The sequence below is a fragment of the Streptomyces sp. T12 genome, assembly GCF_028736035.1.
Taxonomy (GTDB): Bacteria; Actinomycetota; Actinomycetes; order Streptomycetales; family Streptomycetaceae; genus Streptomyces.
Genome location: NZ_CP117866.1, coordinates 2,717,449 through 2,731,687, shown reverse-complemented (window position 1 = coordinate 2,731,687; position 14,239 = coordinate 2,717,449). Strand labels below are relative to the sequence as shown.

The window sequence follows — 14,239 nt, the reverse complement described above, 5'->3', positions numbered from 1 at the left end:
TGAGGCCATGGTACCTCTTATCGAGCTACATCTAATCGAGGTACCAGTCGATGAGGGGGCCGGATCGTGAACGCGCATCGCAAGCAGGTCATCTCGCTCGCCCACCCCGTCTACCTCTCGCTCCTCGCCTCCGTCGCCGCCGGGATCATCAACACCGTCTGGGTGTCCCGGCTCGGCGGCCCGGCCGTGGCCGCCGTGGCGGTCGCGACCAACACCGAGAACGTCCTGCTCGGCGTGGCGCTCGTCTTCGGCTCCGGTACGACCGTGCTGGTCGCGCATGCCAGGGGCGCGGGGGATGCGGGGGCCGTGCGGGCCGCCGTCCGCGGGGGATGGGCGGTGTGGGCGCTGCTCACGCCGGTGGTCGTCGTGGGCGGGTTCCTGCTGCGGGAACCTCTGGCGCGGCTGGTGCTCGGCGAGGGTTCCGCCCAGCCGCTCGCGGTGGGCTACTTCGCGATCTCGCTGCCGGGCATGGCGGTGTTCTTCGCGCAGCAGCTGGTCGACGGCATCCTCAAAGGCGCCGGTGACACCAGGACTCCGATGCGGCTCGCGCTGCTCGCGGGCGGCCTGATCCTGGTCTGCGATCCGTTCCTCATCCGCGTCCACGGCGTTCAGGGCGCCGCCGCCTCGACCGTGTTGTGCAGGAGCGTCGCCCTCGGGGTGGGGCTGGTCGCCCTGCGCCGGAATCGGCTGCTGCGGGCGGCCGCCGGGGCGCGGCCCGCGCAGTCGCTCGCCGGTGCGGCGCGGCGGACGCTGCGGACCGGGCTGCCGATGTCGGCCGACTTCACCGTGCGGCAGGCGGGCGCGCTGGTGCTGGTGGCGATCGTGGCGCGGCTGGGGGTGACGGCGGTGGCCGCGTACTCGATCGCGTACAAGGTCATGTACGTCGCCACCATGGGCTTCTACGCGGTGCGCCAGGCCGCCTCCATCCACACCGCGCACCTGCTCGGCGCCGGGCAGGACGCGCGGCGCGCGATCGGGCGGCAGGCGGTGCTGGTCGCGGGGGCTTTCGCGCTCGTGGCGGCCGTCCTGCTGGGCGTGACCGCGCCCTGGATCATGGCCGCCTTCGGTGCCGGTCCCGACGTCGCCCACGCCGGCGTGCTCTTCCTGCGCTGCATCGGGCCGTACCTGCTCCTGATGGCCTGCTTCATCGCGCTCGGCGGGGTCTTCGAGGGGAGCGGGGCAGCGCCGGTGCTGCTGCGGGTGACCGTGCTCGGTACGGCCGTCCAGCTGCCGCTCGCGTACGGGCTGTCCGGCCTCGGGCTGCCGGGTGTGTGCCTGGCCCTGGCTGTCGCCATGGGGGTGCAGTGCGCGGTGGTGCTGGTGGTGCTGCGCAGGGCCCGGCGTCAGGAGGGCAGTGACGTTTCCTTGGTGCGGGTCGCCTGAGCCGGTACGGGGAGCGGGGCGGGGCGGGCCACCGTCGAGCGCCAGAGCTCGCGGGCGGCGAGGAGCGTGGCGAGGACCAGCAGGCCGTTGCGGAGGAACAGGAGGGTGACGCCGAGGGCGTCGCTGGCGACGACGTGCGAGAACCAGACCGGGAACTCGAGGACCGTCACGAACGACGCCGCGAGGACCAGGCCGACGGGGAGCGCCATACGGCTGCCGCGGAAGCACAGGCACACGGCCGCGAGGCCGACCAGCCACACCAGGTACTGCGGGCTGATCACCCGGCTGGTCGTCGTGAACATCAGCACCGCCACGAAGGCCGCGTCCGCGAGGGTGTGCGACAGGAACCGTTTCGCCCTCAGCCGCCACAGCAGCAGCCAGCCGAAGGCGAGCCCGCTCAGGGCGAGGGCGGCCGTGCTGACGACGTCGACGTGCGGGCCGAGGAACTCCACCGAGCCGTAGTTGAGCAGCACCTGGCCGTTCCAGCCGAAGTGCCGGGCCACATGGAAGACCAGCGCGCCCAGCGACTCCACCTCGGTGCCGCGGTCCCGCTGGAAGGTCAGGAAGGCGAAGGCGCCGGGCATGGCGAGGGCGAACAGCGCGGACAGGGCGCCCGCGGTCAGCGCGGCCCAGCCCCAGGCGGCGCGTCCGCGGGCCGCGACCAGCAGCAGCACCGGCCACACCTTCAGCATCGCCCCGAAGGCCGTCAGCGCGCCCATCACCTTCGGATGCCGGGCGCCCGCGAGCAGCGCGGCCACGGCGACGGCGGTGACCATCACGTCGTAGCGCGCGTACACGGTCGGTCCGAGCAGCGGAACGCCCGCCACCCACACCCAGGCCCCGCGCAGCGTCCGCCCCGGGCGCAGGCCCGCGTACAGCAGGAGCAGCAGCACGGCCAGGTCGGCGCAGAAGGCGAGGACGAAGAACGCCGACGGGTAGTCCAGCCAGAACACCAGCGCGGGGGAGAGGATCGCGAGCGCGGCGGCGGGCGGGTACTGCCAGGTGACGTCGTCGAGCGGGAACGTTCCGGTGCGCAGCACCTCGTACCAGCCCTGGTAGATCACCGACACGTCGCTGGTGACGTCCGGGCCGGGAAAGACGTACACCTTGAACACGAAGAGCAGCAGGAGCAGCCTGGTCAGGCCCCAGACCCCCACAAGCCACGCCAGGGACCGCCGCGTGCCCGTCGTCTCCACCAGATCCCCTGCCGTTCGCTCCCGCCGTGCGGGAACATGATGTCCCCTCCAGCTGTGTGCGGGCCACACACGTGGCCGTGGCCCGGCTGTGAACAGCGGCTTCGGTAAGGTCTGCGGCGATGCACAAGACGCTCATCGTGACCAATGACTTCCCGCCCCGCCCCGGCGGCATCCAGGCATTCCTGCACAACATGGCGCTGCGGCTCGACCCGGAGCGGCTGGTCGTCTACGCCTCCACCTGGAAGCGCGGCCGCGAGGGCGCCGAGGCCACCGCCGCCTTCGACGCCGAGCAGCCCTTCACGGTCGTACGGGACCGTACGACGATGCTGCTGCCGACGCCCGCGGCGACCCGGCGGGCGGTCGGGCTGCTGCGCGAGCACGGGTGCACGTCGGTGTGGTTCGGGGCGGCGGCACCGCTCGGCCTGATGGCGCCGGCCCTGCGCAAGGCCGGTGCCGAACGGCTGGTGGCCACGACCCACGGCCACGAGGCGGGCTGGGCCCAGCTGCCCGCGGCCCGGCAGCTGCTGCGCCGGATCGGGGAGTCGACGGACGCGATCACCTACCTCGGCGAGTACACGCGGTCGAGGATCGCCGTCGCCCTGACGCCGCAGGCCGCCTCGCGGATGGTGCAGCTGCCGCCGGGGGTCGACGAGAAGACCTTCCACCCCGCATCGGGCGGCGACGAGATCCGGGCCCGGCTGGGCCTGACGGACCGGCCGGTGGTCGTCTGCGTCTCCCGTCTGGTCCGGCGCAAGGGGCAGGACACCCTGATCCAGGCCATGCCGCGCATCCTGGCCGCCGAGCCGGACGCGGTGCTGCTGATCGTCGGGGGCGGCCCGTACGAGGCGGACCTGCGGCGGATGGCGCGCGAGACGGGGGTCGCCGACTCCGTCCGGTTCACCGGGCCGGTGCCCTGGTCCGAGCTGCCCGCGCACTACGGCGCCGGCGACGTCTTCGCGATGCCGTGCCGGACTCGGCGGGGCGGGCTGGACGTGGAGGGGCTCGGCATCGTCTACCTGGAGGCTTCGGCGACCGGCCTGCCGGTGGTCGCCGGAGACTCGGGCGGCGCACCGGACGCGGTGCTCGACGGGGAGACCGGCTGGGTGGTGCGGGGCGGCTCCCCGGCGGAGGCGGCCGAGCGCATCATCACGCTCCTCGGCGACCCTGAACTGCGCGTCCGGATGGGGGAGCGGGGCCGGGAGTGGGTCGAGGAGAAGTGGCGCTGGGACCTGCTGGCGGAGAAGCTCAAAGCTTTGCTGTGAGCGGGGTTCCCGGACTCTAGGCGGAACGTAAAAATCCGCACATGCTGCGCACATGACAGTAAAACTGATGCAGCGTCAGCTGACAAGACGTCAAATCCTCGGCATGGCTGCCCTGCAGACCGCGGCCGCCCTCGGCTTCACCCGCGTCTCCCTCGCATCGGCCCAGGCCGCCGAGCCCGACGCGGTCGAATCCGTCTCCGCCATCGTCATCGGCTCCGGCTACGGCGGTGCGGTCGCCGCCCTCCGGCTGGGCGAAGCCGGCATCCGCACCGTCGTGATCGAGATGGGCCGCCTCTGGAACACCCCCGGCCCCGACGGCAAGGTCTTCTGCTCCACCAGCGCCCCCGACCAGCGCTCCATGTGGTTCCGCACCCGCACCGAGGCCCCGCTCGCCACCTTCCTGTGGCTGGACGTGGTCAACAAGGACATCAGCCCCTACCCGGGAGCCCTGGACCGCGTGCACTACGACCACATGTCCGTGTACGTCGGCCGAGGCGTCGGCGGCGGTTCCCTCGTCAACGGCGGCATGGCGGTCACCCCGCTCCAGTCCTACTTCGCCGAGCAGTTCCCGACCGTGGACACCGCGGAGATGTACCGCACGTACTTCCCGCGCGCCCGCTCCATGCTGGGCGTCAACACCGTCGACCCCGCGTGGTTCGAGTCGACCGAGTGGTACCGCTTCACCCGGATCTCCCGCAAACACGCGGCCAACGCCGGCCTGAAGACCACCTTCGTGCCGAGCGTCTACGACTTCGGCCACATGCAGCGCGAGGCCGCGGGCACGGCGACCAAGTCGGCGCTGGCGGGCGAGGTCATCTACGGCAACAACCACGGCAAGCGCACCCTCGACAAGACGTACCTGGCCGCCGCGCTCGGCACCGGGAACGTCACCATCCACACCCTGGAGAGGGTGAGGTCGATCAGCAGGGCCGCCGACGGGACGTACGTCCTGAGCGTCGACCGGATCGACGACACCGGCACGGTCGTGGAGACCAAGGAGTACGGCTGTACGTACCTCTTCCTCGGCGGCGGCAGCGTCGGGACCACCGAACTCCTCGTCCGCGCGAGGGAGTCGGGCACGCTGCCCGCCCTGGACGCGAGCGTCGGTACCGGGTGGGGGACCAACGGCAACGTGATGCTCGGGCGGGCCAACCACCTGTGGGACACGGTCGGGGAGAACCAGTCGACCATGCCGGTCATGGGCATCGACGACTGGGCCAACGCCGCCAACCCCGTCTTCGCCGAGATCGCTCCCTTACCCACGGGACTGGAGCACTGGGTCAGCCTGTATCTGGCGATCACCAAGAATCCGTCGCGGGCGTCGTTCTCGTACGACAGCGGTACGGGAGCCGTGAAACTCGGCTGGAGTGCCGCTCAGAGCGCGGTGTCGGTGGGCATGGCCAAGAAGCTGTTCGACCGGATCAACTCGGCGAACGCCACGATCTACCGGTACGACCTGTTTGGCTCGTCCAACAAGGTCTTCGCCGACGACTTCACCTACCACCCGCTGGGCGGCTGTGTGCTGGGGAAGGCGACCGACAACTACGGGAGGGTCAAGGGGTATTCCAAGCTCTACGTCACCGACGGCTCGCTCGTGCCCGGGTCGATCGGGGTGAACCCGTTCGTGACGATCACCGCGCTCGCCGAACGCACGATGGCGCGGGTCCTCGTGGAGGACACCGCGCCATAACCGTCGTACCGCTTTTAAGAGGGCGTACTACTTCTGGTAGATCGCCTCGATCTCGTCCGCGAAGTCCTTCGCCACGACGTTGCGCTTGAGCTTCAGCGACGGCGTCAGATGGCCCGAGTCCTCCGTGAACTGGGAGGAGAGAATGCGGAACTTCCGCACCGATTCCGCCTTCGACACCGCGGCGTTGCCGTCGTCGACCGCCGACTGGATCGCGGCCAGCAGGTCGGGGTCCTCGTGCAGCGACGCCGCGGTGGAGCCCGCCGGTTTGCCGTGCTCGGTGGCCCAGCGGCCCAGGAACTCGTCGTCGATGGTGACCAGCGCGCCCACGAACGGCCGCCCGTCGCCGACCACCATGCACTCCGCGACCAGCGCGTGCGCCCGGATACGGTCCTCGATCACGGCCGGGGCGACGTTCTTGCCGCCCGCGGTGACGATGATCTCCTTCTTGCGGCCGGTGATCCTCAGGTAGCCGTCCTCGTCGAGGGTGCCGATGTCACCGGTGTGGAACCAGCCGTCGGCCAGCGCCTCCTCGGTCGCGCCCGGGTTGTTCCAGTACTCCTTGAACAGGTGCTCGCCGTGCAGCAGCACCTCCCCGTCGTCCGCGATCCGCACGACCGAGCCCGGCAGCGGCTGGCCGACCGTGCCGATCTTCTGCCGGTCCCACGGGTTGAAGGCGGTGGCGGCGCAGGACTCGGTCAGGCCGTAGCCCTCCAGGACCGTGAAGCCGATGCCGCGGAAGAAGTGCCCGAGCCGCTCGCCCAGCGGGGCGCCGCCGGAGATGGCGTACTCGCCGCGGCCGCCGAGGACCGCGCGCAGCTTGCTGTAGACGAGCTTGTCGAAGACCTTGTGCTTGATCTTCAGGCCGACGGGCGGGCCGGACGGGGTGTCCAGCGCCTTGCTGTAGGCGATGGCCGTGTCCGCGGCCTTGTCGAAGATCTTGCCCTTGCCGTCCGCCTGCGCCTTGGCGCGCGCCGAGTTGTAGACCTTCTCGAAGACGCGCGGGACGCCCAGGATCAGCGTCGGACGGAACGAGGCCAGCTCGTCGGTGAGGTTCTTGATGTCCGGGACGGTGCCCAGCTTGATCGGCGCCATCATGGGCGCGACCTGCACGAGCCGCCCGAACACGTGCGCCAGCGGCAGGAAGAGCAGCACGGAGCACTCACCGGTGCGGAACAGCGGCCGCAGGCGCTCCACGATGTTCCCGCACTCGGCGAAGAAGCTGCGGTGGGTGAGGACACAGCCCTTGGGCCGGCCGGTCGTCCCGGACGTGTACACGATGGTCGCCGGGTCGTCCGCCTTCGCCAGCGAGCTGCGCTCCTCGACCGTCGCGTCGCTGATGTCCTGCCCGAGCCGCCCCAGCTCCTCGACCCCGCCGGCCTCGATCTGCCAGACGTGCTTGAGGGCGGGCAGCCGGTCGCGCACCGACTCGACGGCGGCCGTGTGGCTGTCCAGCTCGACGACGCAGGCGGTGGCGCCCGAGTCGGAGAGGATCCACTGGATCTGCTCCGGCGAGCTGGTCTCGTACACCGGCACCGTGACCGCGCCCGCCGACCAGATCGCGAAGTCGAGCAGGGTCCACTCGTAGCGGGTGCGGGACATCAGGCCGACCCGGTCGCCCGGCTGGACCCCGGCGGCGATGAGCCCCTTCGCGGCCGCGCGCACCTCGGCGAGGAAGGCGGTGGCCGTCACGTCCTGCCAGGCACCGCCCACCTTGCGGGCGATGACGGCGACGTCCGGGTGCTGCGCGGCGTTTCTGCGGACGATGTCGGTCAGATTGCCGTCCGCAGGGACCTCGTACAAAGCCGGAAGGCTGAACTCGCGCAAGACTGCTGCTCCTCATAGGGCGCCGGCGCCACGACGTTGTGTGATGCGACGGTGCGGTCCAAGGCTCGGGCAAGTGCTCTGGAATTCACATGTTGAAATCCAGAGCACGACTGGACCGACCGGACGTTACCCGCCGGTATGGCTTCTTCGACAGGGGGTCCCGGCGAGATGTTCGCTGCGTCACACGGATTGGTGTTTCTGCGCGCACAGTAGTCGAGCGGTCTGACGACTGGCCAGTAACCGCGGGACCGGCCGCCACTGTTCACGTATGCCGCACAGGCCTACCCTTGATCGTCATGGCACCCACACCGACGGGAAACCGCAGGACACGCGTACATGTGGTCAGCGATGTGCACGGCAATGCCCGTGACCTGGCCAGGGCCGGCGAGGGTGCCGACGCCTTGATCTGCCTCGGCGACCTGGTGCTGTTCCTGGACTACGCCGACCACTCGCGCGGCATCTTCCCCGACCTGTTCGGCGTGGCGGCCGCCGACCGCATCGTGGAACTGCGCACCGCCCGGCGCTTCGAGGAGGCGCGGGAGTTCGGGACGCGGCTGTGGGCCGGGATCGGCTCGGACCGGGGTGCGGTGATCGAGAAGGCGGTACGCAAGCAGTACGCCGAGATGTTCGCGGCGTTCCCGACGCCGACGTACGCCACCTACGGCAATGTCGACATGCCGCCCCTGTGGCCGGAGTACGCCGGGCCGGGCACGACGGTGCTGGACGGGGAGCGGGTGGAGATCGGGGGGTGGGTCTTCGGCTTCGTGGGCGGGGGCCTGCGGACGCCGATGCGCACGCCGTACGAGATCAGCGACGAGGAGTACGCGGCGAAGATCGAGGCCGTGGGGGAGGTGGACGTGCTGTGCACGCACATTCCGCCGGATGTCCCGGAGTTGGTGTACGACACGGTGGCGCGGCGCTTCGAGCGGGGCAGCAGGGCGCTGCTGGAGGCGATTCGCCGCACGCGTCCCCGTTACTCGCTGTTCGGGCATGTCCACCAGCCGCTGGTCCGGCGGATGCGGATCGGGGCGACGGAGTGCGTGAACGTGGGGCACTTCGCCGGGTCGGGGAAGCCGTGGGCGCTGGAATGGTGAGCGGCAGTGGTGAGCGCCGGCGCAGGTGGGGGTGAAGTCGGCTGGTCGGGGGCGCGGTAGCCTTCACGCTGCACACGCGTGCGCACCACGACTTCATACCGGCCCGCATCTGGAGGAGCCACAGCGATGGCGGAACACACCAGCTCGAGCATCACGATCGAGGCGGCACCGGCCGACGTCATGGGGGTGATCGCCGACTTCGCCCGCTACCCGGACTGGACCGGCGAGGTGAAGGAGGCGGAGGTCCTCAAGACCGACGACCAGGGCCGCGCCGAGCAGGTCCGCCTCGTCATGGACGCCGGCGCGATCAAGGACGACCAGGTGCTGGGGTACACCTGGACCGGCGAGTACGAGGTGTCCTGGACTCTGGTGAAGTCCCAGATGCTGCGGTCGCTCGACGGCTCGTACATCTTGAAGCCGGCGGGGGCGGGCTCGACCGAGGTCACTTACCAGCTGACCGTCGACGTCAAGATCCCGATGCTCGGCATGATCAAGCGCAAGGCCGAGAAGGTCATCATCGACCGGGCGCTGGCGGGGCTGAAGAAGCGCGTGGAGTCGGACAAGTAGGGGTCGCGCCGTAAGGGTGCCGGTGCGTTGCCGGGTGCACCTCGCAACAGGGCTGAACCCCGGCGTCCGTTACGGTTCACCCCCATGCGCACCATCCTGATCACAGGCCCGGGCGGCAGCGGCCGTACAACCGTCGCCGCCGCCACCGCGCTGACGGCGGCGGCGGGCGGCACCAGAACCCTGGTCCTCAGCGCCGACCGCACCGACACCCTGGGCGCGGCACTCGGCGTGGCCACCGGACCGGCCCCGACCGAGGTCGCCCCCCAGCTCACCGCCTGGCGCCCCGACGCCGCCACCGGCTTCCGCGACGACCTCGCCGCCTTCCAGGAGCGTGCCACCGCAGCCCTCGACCTCCTCGGCGCCTCCCGGCTCGACCCGGAAGAGGTCACCCCCCTCCCCGGTGCCGAGGAGCTCGCGCTGCTCCGTGCGCTGCGGGACGCCGCGCTCGCCGAGGCGCACGACCTTCTCGTCGTGGACCTGCCCGCCACCCCGCACGCCCTCGCCCTGCTCGCGCTCCCCGAGGAGCTGCGCCGCTACCTGCGCCGGCTGCTCCCGTCCGAACGGCAGGCGGCCCGTGCGCTGCGGCCCGTCCTGGGGCGGCTGGCCGGTGTTCCGATGCCCGCGCAGTGGCTGTACGAGACCGCGGCCCGCTGGGACGTCGAGCTCGCCGCCGTCGAGGCCGTCGTCGCCGACCGCGACACCGTCGTACGGCTGGTCGCCGAGCCCGGTCCGGGCGGCGCCGACGCCGTGCGCCATGCCACCCTCGCCCTCGCCCTGCGCGGCCTGCGCCCCGACCTGCTGGTCGCCAACCGGGTCCTGCCGGAGGCGGAGGCGCCGGCGGACAGCTGGCTCGCCGGGCCCGTCGCCCAGCAGCGCAAGGTTCTGGAGGAGTGGGGGGAGGACCACGAGGTTCGTCGCGTCGCGCACCTCGGGCGGGACCCGCGTGGCGCCGACGATCTCGACGCGCTCGCCGTGCCCGCCGTCAACGACTCGTCCTCCACCGTCGAGTGGCCTGTCACCGACCGGCTTGCCGAGGACGGCGTCCTCGTCTGGGCCCTCCCGCTGCCCGGCGCCGTACGCGACGAGCTCGACCTCGTCCGGCGCGGCGACGAACTCGTCGTCACTGCGGGACAGTTCCGGCGTATCGTGCCCCTGCCGTCGGCCCTGCGCCGGTGCGGTGTGGACGGGGCCGCGCTGCGCGATGGCGAGCTGCGGATCCGGTTCGCGCCGGATCCGGATCTCTGGCCGCGGACCCCGTGAAGCAGGTACGCCCGTTCGGGTAACGTCGTAGAGACGAACCGTAGTCAGGAGTCCGTCATGAGCGAAGAGCTCCCCCCGTCCGACGCCGGTGAGGATGAGGCTGTCGACGAGGTACGGGCGACCGACGCCGACGCCTGGTCGACGGCGTGCGCCGAGGACCTCGCCGCGGAGAAGGCCCGCCGCCGCGCCGAGTACGGCCCGCCGCCGGGCTCGGCCGCCGAGGAACTGCGCAAGCTCGTCGACGCGGTCGCGGACAAGCTGTCGACCATCCAGTCCCCGCTGCTCGGCGCGGTCGCCGGACCCGCCGCCCAGCAGGTGGTCAAGCAGGTCGTGGAGCAGGCCAAAGCCGCCGTCGAGCCCGTCATCGAGCGCAACCCGGACGTCTTCGACCACCTGGCCGCGGCAGGCACCGAACTCCTCGCCGCCTACCGCTCCGCGGTCCAGGCCCAGGAACGACGCTGGACGACCGGGGACCAGGATCTCGACGAGCGCCGAGACCGGGGCGACGGCACCGGCCCCGGCGAACGCATCGACCTGGACTGAGGCCCGCGACCGGCCCCTCAGCCGGGCTGCCCACCGGTCGGACGACGGGACCCTGACGGCAGGGCCTCGGGTACCGTTGGCCGTAGCGGGGCTCGACCGAAACTGAGGGATTCATGGGACTCACCATCGGCGTCGACATCGGCGGCACGAAGATCGCGGCCGGCGTGGTCGACGAGGAAGGCAACATCCTCTCGACCCACAAGGTGCCGACCCCGGGCACGCCCGAGGGCATCGTGGACGCCATCGCCTCCGCGGTGGAGGGCGCGCGCGCCGGGCACGAGATCGTCGGCGTGGGCATCGGTGCCGCCGGATACGTCAACCGTCAGCGTTCCGAGGTCTACTTCGCTCCCAACATCGACTGGCGCAACGAGCCGCTGAAGACGAAGGTCGAGGCCCGCGTCGGCCTCCCGGTCGTCGTCGAGAACGACGCCAACGCGGCCGCGTGGGGCGAGTACAAGTTCGGCGCGGGCAAGGGCCACCGCAACGTCATCTGCATCACCCTCGGCACCGGCCTCGGCGGCGGCATCATCATCGGCAACAAGCTGCGCCGCGGGCACTACGGCGTGGCCGCCGAGTTCGGGCACATCCGGATGGTCCCGGACGGCCTGATGTGCGGCTGCGGCTCGCAGGGCTGCTGGGAGCAGTACGCCTCCGGGCGCGCCCTCGTCAGATACGCCAAGCAGCGCGCCAACGCCACCCCCGAGAACGCCGAGATCCTGCTCGGCATGGGCGACGGCACCCCCGAGGGCATCGAGGGCAAGCACATCTCCATGGCCGCCCGCCAGGGCGACCCGGTCGCCGTCGACTCCTACCGCGAGCTGGCCCGCTGGGCCGGCGCCGGCCTCGCCGACCTGGCCTCCCTCTTCGACCCGTCCGCCTTCATCGTCGGCGGCGGTCTCTCCGACGAGGGCGAGCTGGTCCTCGACCCGATCCGCAAGTCCTACAAGCGCTGGCTGGTGGGCGGCAACTGGCGCCCGGTGGCGGATGTCATCGCCGCCCAGCTGGGCAACAAGGCTGGTCTGGTGGGCGCGGCGGACCTGGCCCGGGAGCCCGACCCGATCATGTAAGGGCGGCGACTTTTCGATCTACGGGGGCTTCAGCGCCGTCAGGGGCGCGAGGCTGTATCACCATGCGGCTCCGCCGCGTGGGCGCGACAAGCCACAACGAACCGGCAGTCGCCAACCAACCTCGCGCCCCGAGCTATTGGGCGTAGATTGATCCACATGGAGTTGCTCCCCAATTCCCGCACGGAGCCCGACGGTTCCGCGGTCATCAGGGCCCTGAGCTACAACATCCGCTCGATGCGCGACGACACAGCCGCCCTCGCCCGCGTCATCACCGCCTGCAATCCCGACCTGGTCCTGATCCAAGAAGCCCCCCGCTTCTTCCGCTGGCGCAAGAAACTCGCCCGCCTGGCCCGTGCAGCGAACCTCGTCATCCTCACCGGCGGCGCCACAGCCGCAGGCCCAGCGATTCTGTGCAACCTCAGGGCCACCGTGGAGAGAACAGAGGACGTACTCCTGCCGCTGACCCCGGGTCTGCACCGCCGCGGCTTCGCCACAGCAGTGGTCCGGTTCGGCGGAGCCCGTCTCGGCGTCCTCAGCTGTCACCTCAGCCTCCAGAAGGACGAGCGCTACGAGCAGGGCGCCATGCTGCTGGACCGGCTGGCCGGCCTGGGCGTGGAGCACGCCGTGGCGGGCGGCGACCTGAACGAGCGGCCCGGTGGCCGTGCCTTCGGCCGCATGGCCACCGACCTCCAGGACTGCTGGGCCACCGCCCCCTGGGGCGGCGAGTACACCTCGACCCCGGCCGACCCCCATCAACGTATCGACGCGGTCTTCGCCACCAAGGGCATCGAGGTACTCGGCTGCGGAGTCCCCCTCGGCCACCCCGGTGTGACGGAGACAGACCTGAGGGCGGCCACGGACCACCTTCCGGTCCTGGCCGCCCTCAAGATCCCGACGTCCTAGACGACCGCACCCCGCCCCGGATCGTCGCCGTCCTCGTCATCCGTCTTCATCCGCATCACCAGCGTGGCGAACCCGCCCAGGAACCCGCCGATACCGAGCGTGGCCAGCCACCACGTCATGTCCCAGCTGAGCAGCACGGCGAGCAGCAGCAGGATCGGCCCGCCGATCACCGCGAGCCAGGCGAACTTCGCGGTCGGGTCGGCGGGGGGCAGCGGCGGCGGCTCCGGCGGGACGAAGTGGCCCTCGTCGTCGACGTCGAAGTCGTCCTCGGAGGGCTCGGGCACGCTGTAGTCGCGCGGGCCGACGCCGGGGGCGAAGGAGACGGAGCTGCCCAAGGGCTTGACCGGCTTGTCGCCCCGGTCCTCCTCGGGCTCGTCGGCCTGCTTGGCCTTCTCGCCCTTCCCGCCGCCCTTGTCGCCCTTCGGCTCCCCGTCCGTCCCGCCGCTCGCTCCGTCGTTCGTGTCGGACTCCAGCAGCGCCAGGTCCTCGATCGACTTGAACGGCTTCGAGCCCGGCGGGTCCGTCGGCTCCTCGCCGTACCCGGCGACGATCGCGGCCCACGCGGCGTCCTCGTCGAACGGGACGTGCTGCTCTTCCGGCTCGCGATCCTCGCTGTCCTCGCGCCTCTCGCGGTCGGAGTCGTGCTCAGCCACGTGCGGTCGTCCCTTCCTTGTCGACGCCGGTCGCGAGCCGGTCGATGAAGCCGAGGCTCTCCTCGAAGATCCGGTCCGCTTCATGGTCCAACGTCGCCACGTGATAGCTCTGTTCCAGCACGATCTCCGTTACGTCTGTCGACGACACCCGACTCAGGACCCGGGCCGAATCCGCCGCCGGCACGGTGTGGTCCTGGGCGCTGCGCAGGAGCAGCAGGGGCTGGGTGACCTGCGGCAGTTCGCCGTCGAGAAGGCGGAAGAACTTCCTGAGGGAGTGGGCCGCGTGCAACGGAACCCGGTCGTACCCGAGCTCGACGCTGCCCTCCTTCGCGATGTCACTGGCGATGCCCCGCGTCGTACGGACGAGGTGGCGGGAGACCGGAAGGGTGTACGCGGACAGCCCGTGCACCTTGTTCGCGGGGTTGACGACCAGCACGCCCGCGACGTCCTCCCCGTGCTTCGCGGCGAGCCGCAGCGCCAGGGCGCCGCCCATGGACAGGCCGGCGACGAAGACCCGCTCGCAGCGGTCGCGGAGGTTGCGCAGCGCGCGGTCCACCTCGGCGTACCAGTCCTGCCAGCCGGTGAGCTGCATGTCCTCCCAGCGGGTGCCGTGGCCCGGCAGCAGCGGCAGCGAGACGGTGAGCCCGCGCTCGGCGAGATACTCCGCCCACGGGCGCAGCGACTGGGGGGAACCGGTGAAGCCGTGACAGAGCAGAACCCCGACCTCCCCGCCCTCGTGGCGGTACGGCTCGGCTCCAGGAAGGACCGGCACCTTACGGCCTCCTGTTCATGAGAAG

At 71.2% G+C, this 14,239-nt stretch carries 13 protein-coding genes; 9 read left to right on the top strand and 4 right to left on the bottom strand.

Annotated elements, in window-relative coordinates:
- The first annotated feature begins 66 nt into the window (after nucleotides 1-66).
- Nucleotides 67-1,383, top strand: a complete 1,317-nt coding sequence (locus tag PBV52_RS12145; protein ID WP_274238345.1) for an MATE family efflux transporter — start codon at nucleotides 67-69, stop codon at nucleotides 1,381-1,383.
- On the opposite strand, the gene PBV52_RS12140 is transcribed toward PBV52_RS12145, so the two are convergent.
- Nucleotides 1,344-2,579, bottom strand: a complete 1,236-nt coding sequence (locus tag PBV52_RS12140; protein WP_274238344.1) for a glycosyltransferase family 87 protein — start codon at nucleotides 2,577-2,579, stop codon at nucleotides 1,344-1,346. The two genes, PBV52_RS12145 and PBV52_RS12140, sit on opposite strands and share 40 nt — an antisense overlap.
- A 119-nt stretch (nucleotides 2,580-2,698) precedes the next feature.
- Here PBV52_RS12140 and PBV52_RS12135 point away from each other — a divergent pair, with 119 nt between their 5' ends.
- Both PBV52_RS12135 and PBV52_RS12130 read left to right on the top strand, forming a co-directional pair.
- Nucleotides 2,699-3,841 (top strand): glycosyltransferase family 4 protein, encoded by a 1,143-nt coding sequence (locus PBV52_RS12135; protein WP_274238343.1) that lies wholly within the window; start codon nucleotides 2,699-2,701, stop codon nucleotides 3,839-3,841.
- A 103-nt stretch (nucleotides 3,842-3,944) separates the two neighbouring features.
- Nucleotides 3,945-5,531 (top strand): GMC oxidoreductase, encoded by a 1,587-nt coding sequence (locus PBV52_RS12130; RefSeq protein ID WP_274238342.1) that lies wholly within the window; start codon nucleotides 3,945-3,947, stop codon nucleotides 5,529-5,531.
- Nucleotides 5,532-5,558: 27 nt separating this feature from the next.
- On the opposite strand, the gene PBV52_RS12125 is transcribed toward PBV52_RS12130, so the two are convergent.
- Nucleotides 5,559-7,355, bottom strand: a complete 1,797-nt coding sequence (locus PBV52_RS12125) for a long-chain fatty acid--CoA ligase (protein WP_274238341.1) — start codon at nucleotides 7,353-7,355, stop codon at nucleotides 5,559-5,561.
- 296 nt (nucleotides 7,356-7,651) lie between these two features.
- Here PBV52_RS12125 and PBV52_RS12120 point away from each other — a divergent pair, with 296 nt between their 5' ends.
- The 6 genes from PBV52_RS12120 (at nucleotide 7,652) to PBV52_RS12095 (ending at nucleotide 12,789) form a co-directional block, all read left to right on the top strand.
- Entirely contained in the window at nucleotides 7,652-8,449 is a 798-nt protein-coding gene (locus tag PBV52_RS12120) for a metallophosphoesterase (protein WP_274238340.1), read from the top strand.
- 126 nt (nucleotides 8,450-8,575) lie between these two features.
- The gene (locus tag PBV52_RS12115; RefSeq protein WP_274238339.1) at nucleotides 8,576-9,016 is read left to right on the top strand and encodes an SRPBCC family protein; all 441 of its coding nucleotides are present in this window, start codon (nucleotides 8,576-8,578) and stop codon (nucleotides 9,014-9,016) included.
- Nucleotides 9,017-9,100: 84 nt separating this feature from the next.
- Nucleotides 9,101-10,276: an ArsA family ATPase gene (locus PBV52_RS12110; protein ID WP_274238338.1), complete on the top strand. Its 1,176-nt coding sequence runs from the start codon at nucleotides 9,101-9,103 to the stop codon at nucleotides 10,274-10,276.
- A 57-nt stretch (nucleotides 10,277-10,333) separates the two neighbouring features.
- Nucleotides 10,334-10,819, top strand: coding sequence for a DUF5304 domain-containing protein (locus tag PBV52_RS12105; protein WP_274238337.1), 486 nt, complete (start codon nucleotides 10,334-10,336; stop codon nucleotides 10,817-10,819).
- A gap of 113 nt (nucleotides 10,820-10,932) precedes the next feature.
- On the top strand, nucleotides 10,933-11,886 hold the full coding sequence (locus PBV52_RS12100; protein WP_274238336.1) for an ROK family glucokinase: 954 nt from the start codon (nucleotides 10,933-10,935) through the stop codon (nucleotides 11,884-11,886).
- A gap of 156 nt (nucleotides 11,887-12,042) precedes the next feature.
- The gene (locus PBV52_RS12095; RefSeq protein ID WP_274238335.1) at nucleotides 12,043-12,789 is read left to right on the top strand and encodes an endonuclease/exonuclease/phosphatase family protein; all 747 of its coding nucleotides are present in this window, start codon (nucleotides 12,043-12,045) and stop codon (nucleotides 12,787-12,789) included.
- Here PBV52_RS12095 and PBV52_RS12090 read toward each other — a convergent pair.
- Together PBV52_RS12090 and PBV52_RS12085 are read right to left on the bottom strand one after the other, a co-directional pair.
- Entirely contained in the window at nucleotides 12,786-13,442 is a 657-nt protein-coding gene (locus tag PBV52_RS12090) for a hypothetical protein (protein WP_274238334.1), read from the bottom strand. The two genes, PBV52_RS12095 and PBV52_RS12090, sit on opposite strands and share 4 nt — an antisense overlap.
- Complete coding sequence (locus PBV52_RS12085) at nucleotides 13,435-14,214, bottom strand: carboxylesterase (RefSeq protein ID WP_274238333.1); 780 nt, start codon at nucleotides 14,212-14,214, stop codon at nucleotides 13,435-13,437. The genes PBV52_RS12090 and PBV52_RS12085 overlap by 8 nt, the downstream gene beginning before the upstream one ends.
- Between the last annotated feature and the right edge of the window lie 25 nt (nucleotides 14,215-14,239).

What these genes read in the sequence shown, in the direction of transcription:
- PBV52_RS12100 (WP_274238336.1), top strand. Translation starts at nt 10,933, where the DNA reads ATGGGACTCACCATCGGCGTCGACATCGGCGGCACGAAGATCGCGGCC.
- PBV52_RS12110 (WP_274238338.1), top strand. Translation starts at nt 9,101, where the DNA reads ATGCGCACCATCCTGATCACAGGCCCGGGCGGCAGCGGCCGTACAACC.
- PBV52_RS12135 (WP_274238343.1), top strand. Translation starts at nt 2,699, where the DNA reads ATGCACAAGACGCTCATCGTGACCAATGACTTCCCGCCCCGCCCCGGC.
- PBV52_RS12095 (WP_274238335.1), top strand. Translation starts at nt 12,043, where the DNA reads ATGGAGTTGCTCCCCAATTCCCGCACGGAGCCCGACGGTTCCGCGGTC.
- PBV52_RS12115 (WP_274238339.1), top strand. Translation starts at nt 8,576, where the DNA reads ATGGCGGAACACACCAGCTCGAGCATCACGATCGAGGCGGCACCGGCC.
- PBV52_RS12105 (WP_274238337.1), top strand. Translation starts at nt 10,334, where the DNA reads ATGAGCGAAGAGCTCCCCCCGTCCGACGCCGGTGAGGATGAGGCTGTC.
- PBV52_RS12130 (WP_274238342.1), top strand. Translation starts at nt 3,945, where the DNA reads ATGGCTGCCCTGCAGACCGCGGCCGCCCTCGGCTTCACCCGCGTCTCC.
- PBV52_RS12120 (WP_274238340.1), top strand. Translation starts at nt 7,652, where the DNA reads ATGGCACCCACACCGACGGGAAACCGCAGGACACGCGTACATGTGGTC.